This window comes from Streptomyces argenteolus (genome assembly GCF_042902585.1).
Lineage (GTDB): Bacteria > Actinomycetota > Actinomycetes > Streptomycetales > Streptomycetaceae > Streptomyces > Streptomyces argenteolus.
Genome location: NZ_JBIBEG010000002.1, coordinates 558,794 through 572,911 on the forward strand (window position 1 = coordinate 558,794; position 14,118 = coordinate 572,911).

General features: G+C 70.7%; 12 protein-coding genes. 7 read left to right on the plus strand and 5 right to left on the minus strand.

What is annotated here, in order from left to right; translation table 11 throughout:
- Positions 1-26: 26 nt before the first annotated feature.
- From ACFY8O_RS09035 to ACFY8O_RS09050, 4 genes are all read right to left on the minus strand, one after another.
- Positions 27-461, minus strand: coding sequence for a Fur family transcriptional regulator (locus ACFY8O_RS09035; RefSeq protein ID WP_145801625.1), 435 nt, complete (start codon positions 459-461; stop codon positions 27-29).
- A 65-nt stretch (positions 462-526) separates the two neighbouring features.
- On the minus strand, positions 527-1,426 hold the full coding sequence (locus ACFY8O_RS09040) for a metal ABC transporter permease (RefSeq protein ID WP_208765942.1): 900 nt from the start codon (positions 1,424-1,426) through the stop codon (positions 527-529).
- Positions 1,426-2,202 carry a metal ABC transporter ATP-binding protein gene (locus tag ACFY8O_RS09045; RefSeq protein ID WP_145801627.1) on the minus strand — a complete coding sequence of 259 codons (777 nt, stop codon included), beginning with the start codon at positions 2,200-2,202 and terminating at the stop codon, positions 1,426-1,428. The genes ACFY8O_RS09040 and ACFY8O_RS09045 overlap by 1 nt, the downstream gene beginning before the upstream one ends.
- Before the next feature lie 41 nt (positions 2,203-2,243).
- Positions 2,244-3,215 (minus strand): metal ABC transporter substrate-binding protein, encoded by a 972-nt coding sequence (locus tag ACFY8O_RS09050; protein ID WP_387900207.1) that lies wholly within the window; start codon positions 3,213-3,215, stop codon positions 2,244-2,246.
- Positions 3,216-3,434: 219 nt separating this feature from the next.
- Here ACFY8O_RS09050 and ACFY8O_RS09055 point away from each other — a divergent pair, with 219 nt between their 5' ends.
- The 3 genes from ACFY8O_RS09055 (at position 3,435) to ACFY8O_RS09065 (ending at position 5,506) form a co-directional block, all read left to right on the plus strand.
- Positions 3,435-4,817 (plus strand): glycine--tRNA ligase, encoded by a 1,383-nt coding sequence (locus ACFY8O_RS09055; protein ID WP_145801629.1) that lies wholly within the window; start codon positions 3,435-3,437, stop codon positions 4,815-4,817.
- 93 nt (positions 4,818-4,910) lie between these two features.
- The gene (locus ACFY8O_RS09060; RefSeq protein ID WP_145801630.1) at positions 4,911-5,114 is read left to right on the plus strand and encodes a hypothetical protein; all 204 of its coding nucleotides are present in this window, start codon (positions 4,911-4,913) and stop codon (positions 5,112-5,114) included.
- 185 nt (positions 5,115-5,299) lie between these two features.
- Complete coding sequence (locus tag ACFY8O_RS09065; protein WP_145801631.1) at positions 5,300-5,506, plus strand: DUF6243 family protein; 207 nt, start codon at positions 5,300-5,302, stop codon at positions 5,504-5,506.
- 70 nt (positions 5,507-5,576) lie between these two features.
- Here ACFY8O_RS09065 and ACFY8O_RS09070 read toward each other — a convergent pair whose 3' ends face one another.
- The gene (locus ACFY8O_RS09070; protein ID WP_387900210.1) at positions 5,577-7,094 is read right to left on the minus strand and encodes an MFS transporter; all 1,518 of its coding nucleotides are present in this window, start codon (positions 7,092-7,094) and stop codon (positions 5,577-5,579) included.
- A gap of 53 nt (positions 7,095-7,147) precedes the next feature.
- Here ACFY8O_RS09070 and ACFY8O_RS09075 point away from each other — a divergent pair, with 53 nt between their 5' ends.
- The 4 genes from ACFY8O_RS09075 to ACFY8O_RS09090 all read left to right on the plus strand — a co-directional run bounded on the left by ACFY8O_RS09075 (position 7,148) and on the right by ACFY8O_RS09090 (position 13,980).
- The gene (locus ACFY8O_RS09075) at positions 7,148-8,011 is read left to right on the plus strand and encodes a helix-turn-helix transcriptional regulator (protein ID WP_145801634.1); all 864 of its coding nucleotides are present in this window, start codon (positions 7,148-7,150) and stop codon (positions 8,009-8,011) included.
- Positions 8,012-8,053: 42 nt separating this feature from the next.
- Positions 8,054-9,202, plus strand: coding sequence for a tRNA dihydrouridine synthase DusB (gene dusB / locus ACFY8O_RS09080; RefSeq protein WP_387900213.1), 1,149 nt, complete (start codon positions 8,054-8,056; stop codon positions 9,200-9,202).
- 573 nt (positions 9,203-9,775) lie between these two features.
- Positions 9,776-12,487, plus strand: coding sequence for a pyruvate, phosphate dikinase (gene ppdK / locus ACFY8O_RS09085; protein ID WP_145801636.1), 2,712 nt, complete (start codon positions 9,776-9,778; stop codon positions 12,485-12,487).
- Between the two features lie 476 nt (positions 12,488-12,963).
- Complete coding sequence (locus ACFY8O_RS09090) at positions 12,964-13,980, plus strand: ArsR/SmtB family transcription factor (RefSeq protein ID WP_387900215.1); 1,017 nt, start codon at positions 12,964-12,966, stop codon at positions 13,978-13,980.
- Positions 13,981-14,118: the final 138 nt, after the last annotated feature.

Genomic DNA, 14,118 nt, shown 5'->3' on the forward strand with positions numbered 1-14,118 from the left:
CCGGTGGCCGGGGCCCCCACCGGTGGTCAGCTCCGCTCGGCCGCGCACTCCGCGCAGGTGCCGAAGATCTCGACGGTGTGGGCCACGTTCACGTAGCCGTGCTGTGCGGCGACGGTCTCGGCCCACTGCTCCACGGCCGGGCCCTCCACCTCGACGGCCTTGCCGCAGACGCGGCACACCAGATGGTGGTGGTGGTCACCGGTCGAGCAGCGCCGGTAGACGGCCTCGCCGTCCGTCGTGCGCAGCACGTCGACCTCGCCGGCGTCGGCGAGGGACTGGAGCGTGCGGTAGACCGTGGTCAGGCCCACCGAGTCGCCCCGGTGCTTGAGCACGTCGTGCAGGTCCTGGGCGCTGCGGAACTCGTCGACCTCGTCGAGGGCCGCCGCGACCGCCGCCCGCTGCCGGGTGGACCGGCCGCGTACCGGTGCCGCGTTCGTGCCACTGATCGGCGCCGTCGCCACAGCTGCCTCCTCGTGTCGCCCGTACGTACGTCGGGCCATTGTGCCAGCCCGGCCCGGCGGCACGGTCACACCCGCACGTCGTCCGACGCCGGGCGGGCCGCCGGTACCTCAAGGGTGCACCGGTCCGCCTCGCTCCCGCGTTCCTTCGCGCGCCGGCGGGCCAGCGGCGTGGCGAGCGCGGTGAGCAGGACGAACGCGGCGATGGCCAGCAGCACGATCGTCGCGCCGGGGGGCACGTCCTGGTAGTACGAGGTCACGGTGCCGGCCAGGGTGACCGCCGTACCGATGACGACGGCCAGGACGAACGTCACCTTGAAGGACTTCGAGATCTGCTGGGCGGCGGCGACCGGCACCACCATCAGCGCGCTGACCAGCAGCAGGCCGACGACCCGCATCGCCACGGTGACCGTGACGGCTGCCGTCACGGCGACCAGCAGGTTGAGCACGCGCACCGGCAGTCCCGTGACCCGGGCGAACTCCTCGTCCTGGCTGACGGCGAACAGCTGCCGCCGCAGCCCCACGGTGACCAGCACCACGAAGGCGGCCAGGACGACGATCGCGGTGACGTCCTCCTCGGAGACCGTCGACAGGGAGCCGAAGAGGTACGAGGTCAGATTGGCGTTGGAGCCGGTGTCCGAGAGGTTGATCAGCATCACCCCGCCCGCCATGCCGCCGTAGAACAACATGGCCAGGGCGATGTCGCCGCGGGTGCGTCCGTACCAGCGGATGAGCTCCATCACGACCGAACCGGCGACGGCGACGAGCGTCGCCATCCACACCGGGTTGGTGGAGAGCAGGAAGCCGAGGCCGACACCGGTCATCGCGACGTGGCCGATGCCGTCGCCCATCAGGGCCTGGCGGCGCTGGACGAGGTAGATGCCGATGGCGGGGGCGGTGATGCCGACCAGGACGGCCGCGATCAGGGCCCGCTGCATGAAGGGGGGGTTCAGGAATTCCAGCATGATCAGGTCAGCAGTCCCGTCCGTACGGGCTCGGTGGCCGCGTGGGGGTGTACGTGGTCGTGGCCGGGCAGCGCGTGCTGGCCCACGGCCTCGGGGGGCGGCCCGTCGTGCATGACACAGCCGTCACGCAGGACGATCGCCCGGTCGATCAGCGGTTCCAGCGCGCCGAGCTCGTGCAGGACGAGCAGCACCGTCGCCCCGCCGGCGACCTGCTCGCGCAGCGTGGCGGCGAGGATCTCCTGGCTGGCCAGGTCGACGCCTGCCATGGGCTCGTCCATGATCAGGACCTCGGGCTCGGCGACGAGGGCGCGGGCGATCAGCACCCGCTGGTGCTGGCCGCCGGAGAGGGCGTTCACCGAGTCCTTGGCGCGCTCGGTGAGGCCGACGAGCTCGATGGCCCGGTCCACGGCCGCCCGGTCCGCCCGGCCGGGCACCCTGAGCTTCGTGCGCGACAGCCGCCCGGAGGCGACCACCTCGCGGATCGTGGCCGGGACGCCGCCGGCCGCCGTGGTGCGCTGCGGTACGTAACCGACACGGGCCCACTGCCGGAACCTGCGCAGCGGCGTGCCGAACAGCTCGACGGTCCCGGCGGTCAGCGGCACCTGGCCGATGACCGAGCGCACGGCGGTGGACTTGCCGGAGCCGTTGGCCCCCAGCAGGGCCACGACCTCACCGCGGTGGACGGTGAGGTCGACACCGCGCAGCACCGGGCGCGCGCCGAGCGTCGCCGTGGCTCCGCGCATGCTGATCACGGCTTCTGGCGTACTGGGCTCGGGCATGCTCGCCTCCGGTGCTGCGGCTGGTTCGGGTGTTGCTCGGGTCACTTCGCGCCGAGGGCCTTCTCCAGCGCGGCCAGGTTGGACTCCATGACCTCGGTGTAGTCAGCGCCCGCGGACTTGTCGGTAATTCCCTCCAGCGGGTCCAGGACGGCCGTCCGCAGGTTGAGGTCGTCGGCCAGGGTCTTGGCGGTCTTGTCGCTGGCGAGCGTCTCGAAGAACACCGTGGTGGCCTTGTTCTCCTCGGCGACGTGGTGGATCTCCTCGATCCGGGCGGGGCTGGGCTCGGCCTCGGGGTCGATGCCGGCGATGCCCTCCTGGGTGAGGCCGTAGCGCTCGGCGAGGTACCCGAAGGCGGAGTGCGTGGTGATGAAGGTCTTCGTGGCGGTGTTCTTCAGCCCGGTCTCGTAGGCCTTGTCCAGCGTGTTCAGCTCGGCGACCAGGCTCTCGGTGTTCTTGCGGTAGTCCGCCGCGTGGTCGGGGTCCGCCTTCTCCAGGGACTTCCCGACGCCCTCGGCGACCTCGGCGTACTTCACGGGGTCGAGCCAGATGTGGGGGTCGAGGCCCGCCTCCTCGCCCGCGTGCTCCTCGCCCTCGTGCTCGCCGGCGCCGTGGTCGTGGTCGTCGACGGCCGAGCCGTGGCTCTCCAGCGTGGTGAGCTCGGCCGCGTCCACGGTGTTCTCGACACCGGCCTGCGCCACGGCGTCGTCGACGGCGGGCTGGACGTTCTTGAGGTACAGGATGTAGTCGGCGTCGCTCAGGCCGCCGATCTGCTGGGGGGAGAGCTCCAGGTCGTGCGGTTCCACGCCGGGCTTCGTCAGCGAGGTGACCGAGACGTGGCTTCCGCCTATCTCCTCGGCGAGGAACTGCATCGGGTAGAAGGACGCCACCACGTTCAGCTTGCCGTCCCGGCTCCCCTCGGCCGCGTCGGACGAGGAGCAGGCGGAGAGCGCGGTGAGGCCGAGGGCGACGGCTCCCGCGACGGCGGTGGTGGGTATCAGGCGGCGTACGTTCATGACAGTCATTTTCAACAAATGTGGAAACGATTGTCAACAAGGCTGATCAGATGCCCGGATCCGGACGTCGTGACCGCGATGCGCCCCACCGATTTGATCCGGGGGGTGCGCCCGCCGGTAATCTGGGGCATTCGCCCGCCCGTCTCCCGCACCACCACCCCCACCGAGGCGCCGCGCGCCGTCCCTGTCCAATTTCGCCGTCGTAATGAAGAGAGCACCGTGGCCGCCGACAAGATCGACACCATCGTCAGCCTGAGCAAGCGCCGTGGCTTCGTCTACCCCTGCAGTGAGATCTACGGTGGCCAGAAAGCCGCCTGGGACTACGGGCCCCTGGGCGTCGAGCTGAAGGAGAACCTCAAGCGCCAGTGGTGGCGCTACATGGTCACCTCGCGCGAGGACGTGGTCGGTATCGACTCGTCGGTCATCCTTGCCCCCGAGGTCTGGGTCGCCTCCGGCCACGTCGCCACGTTCTCGGACCCGCTCACCGAGTGCACCTCCTGTCACAAGCGCTACCGCGCCGACCACCTGGAGGAGGCGTACGAGGAGAAGCACGGCAAGCCGCCCGTGAACGGCCTGGCCGACCTCAACTGCCCCAACTGCGGTAACAAGGGCACCTTCACCGAGCCCAAGCAGTTCTCGGGTCTGCTCTCCACCCACCTCGGCCCGACCCAGGACTCCGGCTCGGTCGCCTACCTGCGTCCCGAGACGGCCCAGGGCATCTTCACCAACTTCGGCCAGGTGCTCCAGACCTCGCGCAAGAAGCCGCCGTTCGGTATCGCGCAGATGGGCAAGTCCTTCCGGAACGAGATCACTCCGGGCAACTTCATCTTCCGCACGCGCGAGTTCGAGCAGATGGAGATGGAGTTCTTCGTCAAGCCGGGCGAGGACGAGCAGTGGCAGGAGTACTGGATGGAGCAGCGCTGGAACTGGTACACCGGCCTGGGCCTGCGCGAGGAGAACATGCGGTGGTTCGAGCACCCGCAGGAGAAGCTCTCCCACTACTCCAAGCGCACCGCTGACATCGAGTACCGCTTCCGCTTCGGCGGCAGCGAGTGGGGCGAGCTGGAGGGCGTCGCCAACCGCACGGACTACGACCTCAAGGCGCACTCCAAGGCGTCGGGTACCGACCTCTTCTACTTCGACCAGGAGAAGGGCGAGCGCTACACGCCGTACGTCATCGAGCCGGCGGCCGGCGTCGGCCGCTCGCTGCTGGCCTTCCTCCTCGACGCGTACAGCGAGGACGAGGCCCCCAACGCCAAGGGCGTCATGGAGAAGCGCGCCGTGATGCGCCTCGACCCGCGCCTGGCGCCGGTCAAGGTCGCCGTCCTGCCGCTGTCCCGCAACCCGCAGCTCTCGCCGAAGGCCAAGGGCCTCGCCGCCGACCTGCGGCAGAACTGGAACATCGAGTTCGACGACGCGGGCGCCATCGGCCGCCGCTACCGTCGCCAGGACGAGATCGGCACGCCGTTCTGCGTCACCGTCGACTTCGACACCCTCGACGACAACGCGGTGACCGTGCGCGAGCGCGACACGATGAAGCAGGAGCGCGTCTCCCTGGACCAGATCCAGAGCTACCTCGGCTCCCGTCTGCTGGGCTGCTGACCGCGTCGTCCTCGTAACGAAGCCCCCGGTTCCGGCGTACGGAGCCGGGGGCTTCGGGCACACTGGGCGCACTCGTCCACAGGGGAGGCCAGGATGCCGTCCATGACCACGAGCAAGGTCAGCAGATGGGACCAGCACGGCCGTGAACACGTCGTCCACGTACGGAAGTCGGGGCCCCGGCGGCAGCTGACCTGCGCCACCTGCGGCTGGCGCAAGGGGGCGCAGTTCCTGCCCTGGCTGAAGGCCGAGGAGCACCTGACCGAGGCGCACCAGGCAACGGTCGACCCGGCGTCCTGAGGCGGCAGCGGGGCGCCGGCGGAAAAAAACCGGATGAGGCACCCCCCGCGCCGGGGTACCTTTTCGGCATGTCTTCGTTCTTCCAGATCTACGAGTGAGCGCGCGACGGGCCCGACCGCCCGTCGCCCATCGGATCGATACACGACGCGTCATCCTCACCACCTCACTACGAACGGGAGAACCCCGTGGCCAAGAGCCGCAACAACCTCCTCGGCGTGGGCGGGCAGCGCAAGAAGCTGTCCCGCGCCGAACAGCAGGGCGCGGGCACCGCGCGCAACGACGACCGCAAGGCCGCCGAGGACAAGAAGCAGGAGCTCGTGCGCAAGATGCGTGAGCGCGCGGCCGCCGCCGCCGAGGCCTCGCCGGAGCAGGACGCGCCGGCCGGGAGCTGACCTCCCGCACCCCCCCGTACGGCAAGGGCCCCGGATCACCTCGGTGATCCGGGGCCCTCGCACGTCGCGCTCATCCCACCGCGCGGGGCAGCCGCAGGCTCAGCAGCGTCGTCAGGACGACGGTGCCCAGTTGCACCAGCAGCGTCACGAGCAGGGCGTCGCGCATCCCCTGCCCGGGCGCCAGCGCGAGGAAGAGCGAGCCGAGCGTGGCGACGCCGAGGGCCAGCGCGGCCTGCTGCGTCGTCGTCATCACGCCGCCGCCCACCCCGGCCCGCTCCGAGGGCACGTCGGACAGCACGATGCGGATCAGGACGGGCAGTTGCAGTCCCTGCCCGAGCCCGGCGACCGCGACGCCCGGCAGCAGCCCCAGGGGGCCGAGGTCCGGCCAGCCGCGCCACACGGTCAGCGCCAGCACCGTGACGCCCACGCCCTGGAGCAGGCCGCCGGCCGTCACGACCCTGCTGCCGAAGCGGCGCACGAGCCGGGGGCCGGCCAGGGAGGCCAGGAAGAAGGCGGTGGCCATCGGCGCCAGCGACAGGCCGGCCGCCGCAGGTCCCATCTCCAGGCCTTGCTGGAGGGCCACGGCGATCACGAACATGAAACCGCCGAAGCCGATGGAGAAGGGCACCACGAGTGTCAGCCCGCGCCGCAGCGAGTGGAGCCGCAGCAGGCTCGGCGGCACCAGCGGGGTCCGCCCCAGGGCGTCGGCCCGCCGCTCGACCCGGTAGAAGGCCGCCGCGGCGAACGGGAACAGGCCCAGCGACACCCAGGTCCACCACGGCCAGCCGGCTGCCCGCCCCTCGGTCAGCGGGGCCAGCAGCGTCACCAGCGAGAGGGCCAGCAGCAGCGTGCCCGGCACGTCGATGGGCGCGGGCCGCTCCGAGCGCGTCTCGGGCATCGACCGGGCGGCCAGGAACAGCCCCACGGCGGCCACCGGGACGTTCACCAGGAACACCGAGCGCCAGCCCGCGCCCTCACCGAACACCGAGGACAGCGGGGCCGCGGAGACCAGGACACCGCCGAGGATCTGCCCGGCGACCATGGAGAGCCCGGCGGTGGCCCCGTACAGGCTCATGGCGCGGGCGCGGTGGGGTCCGGCGGTGGCGGCCTGGATGGTGGCGAGCACCTGCGGCAGCATCAGCGCGGCGGCGGCACCCTGCGCGACCCGGGCCCCGACGAGGGTCCAGGCGTCCGGGGCCAGCCCGCAGGCGAGCGAGGTGAGGCCGAAGGCGGCCATGCCGATGAGGAAGAGCCTGCGCCGCCCGGCCATGTCGCCGAGACGCCCGCCGAGGACGAGCAGCACGGCGTAGGAGAGGCCGTAGCCCGCGACCACCAGTTCCAGGAGGGCGGGACCGGCGGCCAGGTCGTGGTCGACGGCGGGCAGGGCGACGTTCACGATGAAGAAGTCGATGAGCGGCAGCGCCCCGCCCAGGAGCACGGTGAACAGACCGAGCCCTCCGAGCGTGGGCACCGGGTGGTCGTACCGCGCCCCGGATGCGCCGGTGGCGGGTGCCTTCGTGGTTACGGAGAAATCACTCACGGCATCGAGACTGGACCGGCGCCCAGACCGGTACCAGAGTCCCTTCATCCTGGTACCAGGAGCACCTGGCAATGTGCTGGGGTGTCCGGCACGCTGGTGTGATGACGAGCGTGGCTCCCGGTGCGACCGAGACGGACATCAGGCGGCACGAGCTGGCGAACTTCCTGCGCAGCCGCCGGGAGCGGATCACCCCCGAGCAGGTCGGCCTGCCCCGTGGCCGCCGCAGGCGCACCCCCGGGCTGCGTCGCGAGGAGGTCGCGCAGCTCTCGGCCGTCGGCGTCACCTGGTACACGTGGCTGGAGCAGGCGCGCGACATCCAGGTCTCGCCCCAGGTGCTCGACTCGCTGGCCCGCGCCCTGCTGTTCGACCGCAGCGAGCGCACCCACCTCTTCTCCCTCGCGGGGGCCGTCGACCCCGCGCCTGGCTCGGACTGCACGGGCATCACTCCGGCGCTGCGGGAGATGCTGGTGCGCCTGGAGCCCTACCCGGCCTGCGTCCAGAACAGCCGGTACGACATCCTCGCCTACAACCGCACCTACGGACGGCTGCTGTGCGACCTGGACGCCGTCGCCCCCGAGGACCGCAACTGCATGCTTCTCGCCTACACCGACGAGGGCTGGCGGTCCTCCGTCGTCGATCTGACCGCCATGCGCCGGGTGATGGCCGCGAAGTTCCGCGCGGCGATGGCGGACCACCTGGCCGAGCCGGCCTGGAAGGCGCTGCTGAGCCGGCTGGAGGCGGCCTCGCCGGAGTTCTCGGAGATCTGGGCCCGGCACGAGGTGGTCGGAGCCTCCAACCGGACCAAGGTCTTCCGTAACGCCCGGGTGGGGCTGCTCAGCCTCGACCACACCGATCTGTGGCTGGGGCCCTCGGCCGGTCCCCGCCTGGTGACCTACGTCCCGGCGGACGAGGAGTCCCGGCGAGGACTGGAGCGGCTGCTGGCCTCGGCTCTCGCCGAGGTCTGAACGGCTGTCCCGGCCGCCGCCGGGGTGCGGGACAATGGGGCAATGACCACGCTCGCCCCCTCCCTCCCGCTGCTCCGGATCGGCCCGCACACCGTGCAGCCGCCGGTCGTGCTCGCCCCCATGGCCGGCATCACCAACGCGCCCTTCCGCACCCTGTGCCGCGAGTTCTCCGGCGGCAAGGGGCTGTTCGTCAGCGAGATGATCACGACGCGGGCGCTGGTCGAGCGCAACGAGAAGACCATGCAGCTCATCCACTTCGACGCGAGCGAGACCCCGCGCTCGATCCAGCTGTACGGAGTGGACCCGGTCACCGTCGGCAAGGCGGTCCGCATGATCGTGGACGAGGACCTCGCCGACCACATCGACCTGAACTTCGGCTGTCCCGTCCCCAAGGTCACCCGCAAGGGCGGAGGCTCCGCGCTCCCGTACAAGCGGCCCCTGCTCCGGGCCATCCTCCGTGAGGCCGTGGCACAGGCGGGCGAGATCCCGGTCACCATCAAGATGCGCAAGGGCATCGACGACGACCACATCACCTTCCTCGACGCCGGCCGTATCGCCGTCGAGGAGGGCATCACGGCCGTCGCCCTGCACGGCAGGACCACCGCCCAGCACTACGGCGGCACCGCGGACTGGGACGCCATCGCACGGCTCAAGGAGCACGTCCCGGAGATCCCCGTCCTCGGCAACGGCGACATCTGGTGCGCCGACGACGCCCTGCGGATGATGCGCGAGACAGGCTGCGACGGCGTGGTCGTCGGCCGCGGCTGCCTGGGACGCCCCTGGCTCTTCGGCGACCTGGTCAGCGCCTTCGAAGGCACCGGGACGAGGCAGGCGCCCACCCTGCGCCAGGTCGCGGACGTCATGCTGCGCCACGCGACGCTCCTGGGGGAGTGGATCGGTGACGAGAGCCGTGGCGTGATCGACTTCCGCAAGCACGTCGCCTGGTACCTCAAGGGCTTCGCGGTCGGCTCGGACATGCGCAGGAGGCTCGCGGTCACCTCCTCGCTGGAGGAGCTCGGCGGCCAGCTCCAGGAACTCGACCTCGACCAGCCCTGGCCGGACGGCGCGGACGGCCCCCGGGGGCGGACGTCCGGCAACAACCGTGTGGCGCTGCCGGACGGCTGGCTCAAGGACCCGTACGACTGCGCGGGCGTGAGCGCCGACGCGGAGCTGGACACCTCGGGCGGCTGAGCACGCGCCCGCTCGAAGGGCACCGAGTGCCCCGGACCTGAGCCCGCTCATTTGAGCGGGCTTTTGCCGTCCACTTCGGCGTGCGCCCCCGGGAACGGCTGAAAGGTGTGCACGATCCCTCTCCTTGAGCGACCGCACGTCACTCTGTGCCTCTGACTCGTGACTTTCAGGTGAAGAGGTGGCGCCTCAGGGGCGTCCGGATGGTGACATCTGAGCGGAGTGGACGGCGTGATTCTCGCCACCCCTGAGGAGGGTTTGGCTCAGATGAGCGCTCAAAGGCTTGCTGTACTTCTCAAATGATGGCACTGGGTGCCAACCCGCTTTACTTTGATCGATCGAGCCATCGGTGACTCCGCGTGTGCTTCGCGCCCCTGCATGCGCACGCTGCGTGTGGTTGCCTTCAAGTGGTGAATGCATGCTCGCCTCACCCGCCGTCCGTGTGTCACTTTCGATCTGCTGGCGGACGGGTGGTTGAGACCTCATGACGCGCACGTGGCCGTACCCAGACACCTTCGATCTGGGTATGTTCCTCGCCGTCAGGGCAGCCACCGCGTCCTCGAGGAGTCGAGACCCGTGTCGGAAAACAAAGACCCCCAGAAGTTCGTCTACGACTTCACCGAGGGCAACAAGGATCTGAAGGATCTTCTGGGCGGCAAGGGTGCCAACCTCGCCGAGATGACCAACCTCGGGCTGCCGGTCCCTCCCGGCTTCACCATCACGACCGAGGCCTGCAAGGTCTACCTCGACAGCGGTGAGGAGCCCGCGGAGCTGCGCGACGAGGTCGGTGCGCACCTCGCGGCGCTCGAGCGGCGGATGGGCAAGACGCTGGGCCAGGCCGACGACCCGCTGCTGGTCTCCGTCCGGTCCGGTGCGAAGTTCTCCATGCCCGGGATGATGGACACGGTCCTGAACATCGGTCTCTCCGACGCCTCGGTCGTGGGCCTCGCCGCGCAGGCCGGCGACGAGCGCTTCGCCTGGGACTCCTACCGGCGCCTCATCCAGATGTTCGGCAAGACCGTGCTCGGTGTCGACGGCGACCTCTTCGAGGAGGCCCTGGAGGCCGCCAAGGAGGCCAAGGGCGTCACGGTCGACGTGGACCTGGACGCGGCGGACCTGAAGAAGCTGGTCGAGCAGTTCAAGAAGATCGTCACCCGGGACGCCGGGCGGGACTTCCCGCAGGACCCGCGCGAGCAGATGGACCTGGCCATAAAGGCGGTCTTCGACTCGTGGAACACCGACCGGGCCAAGCTCTACCGCCGCCAGGAGCGCATCCCGGGCGACCTCGGCACGGCCGTCAACATCTGCTCCATGGTCTTCGGCAACCTCGGCCCTGACTCGGGTACGGGCGTCGCCTTCACCCGTGACCCGGCCAGTGGCCACCAGGGCGTCTACGGGGACTACCTGCAGAACGCCCAGGGTGAGGACGTCGTCGCCGGTATCCGCAACACGGTGGCGCTCGCCGAGCTGGAGTCGATCGACAAGGCGTCGTACGACCAGCTGATGAAGATCATGGAGACGCTGGAGACCCACTACAAGGATCTCTGCGACATCGAGTTCACCATCGAGCGCGGCCAGCTCTGGATGCTCCAGACCCGGGTCGGCAAGCGGACCGCCGGTGCCGCCTTCCGCATCGCCACCCAGCTCGTCGACCAGGGCCTCATCGACGAGGCCGAGGCGCTCCAGCGGGTCAACGGCGCACAGCTCGCGCAGCTGATGTTCCCGCGCTTCGACCACAGTGCCGCCAGCGTGCTGCTGGGGCGTGGCATCGCCGCCTCGCCCGGCGCGGCCGTGGGCAAGGCCGTCTTCGACTCGTACACCGCCGTCAAGTGGTCGCGGTCGGGCGAGAAGGTCATCCTCATCCGCCGGGAGACCAACCCCGACGACCTCGACGGCATGATCGCCGCCGAGGGCATCCTGACCTCGCGCGGCGGCAAGACCTCGCACGCCGCCGTCGTCGCCCGGGGCATGGGCAAGACCTGTGTCTGCGGCGCCGAGGAGATCGAGGTCGACACCAAGCGCCGCCGGCTGACCGTCGGGGACACCGTCGTGGAGGAGGGCGACCTCGTCTCCGTCGACGGCTCCACCGGCAAGGTGTACCTCGGCGAGGTACCCGTCGTACCGTCCCCGGTCGTCGAGTACTTCGAGGGCCGCATGCACGCGGGTGCCGACGACGCCGACGAGCTCGTCGCCGCCGTGCACCGGATCATGGCGTACGCGGACCGGGTGCGCCGGCTGCGCGTGCGGGCCAACGCGGACAACGCCGAGGACGCCTCCAGGGCCCGGCGCTTCGGCGCCCAGGGCATCGGCCTGTGCCGCACCGAGCACATGTTCCTCGGTGAGCGCCGCGAGATGGTCGAGAAGCTGATCCTCGCGGACACCGACGACGAGCGCGAGGCCGCGCTGGACGCCCTGCTGCCGCTCCAGAAGGCCGACTTCATCGAGCTGTTCGAGTCGATGGACGGGCTCCCCGTCACCGTCCGGCTGCTCGACCCGCCGCTGCACGAGTTCCTGCCCGACATCACCGAGCTCTCCGTGCGGGTCGCGCTCGCCGAGTCCCGCAAGGACGCCAACGAGAACGATCTGCGGCTGCTCCAGGCCGTGCACAAGCTCCACGAGCAGAACCCGATGCTGGGGCTGCGCGGTGTCCGTCTCGGCCTGGTCATCCCGGGTCTCTTCGCGATGCAGGTGCGGGCGATCGCGGAAGCGGCGGCGCACCGCAAGAACGCCAAGGGTGACCCGCGCGCCGAGATCATGATCCCGCTCGTCGGGACGGTCCAGGAGCTGGAGATCGTCCGCGAGGAGGCCGACCGGGTCATCGCGGAGGTCGAGGAGGCCACGGGCACGGAGCTGAGGTTGAAGATCGGCACGATGATCGAGCTGCCCCGCGCCGCGCTGACCGCCGGTCAGATCGCGGAGGCCGCACAGTTCTTCTCCTTCGGCACCAACGACCTCACCCAGACGGTGTGGGGCTTCTCCCGCGACGACGTGGAGGCCTCGTTCTTCACGGCGTACCTGGAGAAGGGCATCTTCGGGGTGTCGCCGTTCGAGACGATCGACAAGGACGGTGTCGGCGCGCTCGTACGCAGCGCCGTGGAGGCCGGCCGGGCCACCCGCCCCGACCTCAAGCTCGGCATCTGCGGTGAGCACGGCGGAGACCCCGAGTCGGTGCACTTCTTCCACGAGGTGGGCCTCGACTACGTCTCCTGCTCGCCGTTCCGCATTCCCGTCGCGCGGCTGGAGGCGGGCAGGGCCGCCGCCGAATCCAGGGGCAGCGACAGCCGCTGAGACCGGGCCCCACGGCCCCGGCACGACTCCGGTGCCGCCGCCGGACGACATCGACCCTCATCGGTCCGACGGCGGAGCCGGATTACCAGGAAGCGGCGGCACCCTGTGCGGGGGTGCCGCCGCTTCGTCAATTGAATGGCGAACCGTTCACGTTTGATTCTTTTCAGCGTTCGGTGCGCAAATCCGGGACGCCTCACAGGGGTGCGGCCCGGGGATCCCCATCCCCGGGCCGCACCCGCTTACCGCCGCCGGGTACGGAGCCGCACCGGCGCTCACCGCCGCCGAACGGGCGAAGCCCCCCACGGCCCTCACCCGCTCATTCGGTGACGCCGGATGCGTACCCGACGTCGTACAGCTTTTCGGGTGGCGCCGATGCGGGCGAGGCATTTCAACTGTGGCCGAAACCCCGTGGTGACCTCCTGTGACGCCCCGCATACCCTTCGACAGGGGGAATTGCGGGTGCAACAGGGGGTTCGGTGCTGCGTATCCATGTGTCCGGGGTGGACCTTTCGCGTGTGCGGATGGCCACGAGGCCGGACGCGATGTGGGAAACCGTTCTCAGTTTCCACCGACTGAGGGACAGGCGGGGTTCCACGGTGTTCGGGAAATGGCGAACGGAATCCCGTGCCCGGTTGAATGGTGAAGCACGTCTGCTGGCCACGGTCGTTCCACCTCGCGGTTATTTCCCCGACTTCCTGACGCCTTCTCGGGGCGGCGCCGAGCCATTCGGTCTCGACGCGGGAATGGAGGCGCTGCGCGACACTCCTGCGGACCGCATCCGCGAGGAAGCCGCCCTCCTGGCCGAACAGGCTCCCCGGGCGCGGCGGGGGTCCGCGGGGGCCCCGTCCGGCGCCGCGCTGCTGGAGGCGCTCGCCGAGGGCCGTGCGGAGCCCCTGGGCCGCCTCATCACCACGCTGCGGGACTACCACCGCGCGGCGGTCGAGCCCTACTGGCCGCACATCCGCGCCTGCGTCGACGCCGACCGGGCCGTCCGGGGACGCGCGCTGCTGGACGGCGGCGCGGACGAGCTGCTCGCCGGCCTGCCCTCCATGATCCGCTGGCGCGCGCCCGTGCTGGAGGCCGACTACCCCGTCGACCGGGAGCTGCGGCTGGACGGACGGGGCCTGCTGCTCCAGCCGTCGTACTTCTGCCGTGGCACGCCCGTCGTCTACCGCGACCCGGGCCTGCCGCCGGTGCTCGTCTACCCCGTCACCCACCCCGGCGCCCCGGTCTTCGCCGAGCCGGGCCCGTGGCTCGGCCGGCTCGTGGGCCACACCCGCTCGACCGTCCTGCGCTCCATAGGCCAGGGCTGTACGACGAGCGAGCTGGCCCGCAGGACCGGGGTGTCCCTCGCCTCGGCGAGCCAGCACGCCTGTGTGCTGCGCGAGGCGGGGCTGGTCCGCACCCTGCGCCACGGCAGCTCGGTCCTGCACACGCTCACCCCGCTGGGCGCGGCCCTGCTCAGGGGCGGGGCGCCGCTCGCCGTGTCCTGACCCGGCGGGCTCGTGAAGTGGCTGGGGGCCGCCCCGGGAGGATCTTCCGCGCCCGGAGCGATGAGTTCTGCGGGCCGCCGCCGTCTACCCCTCGTGAGCGCTCGCAGGGAGCGCCGGGGGAGCACCGCAGGGTGCCGG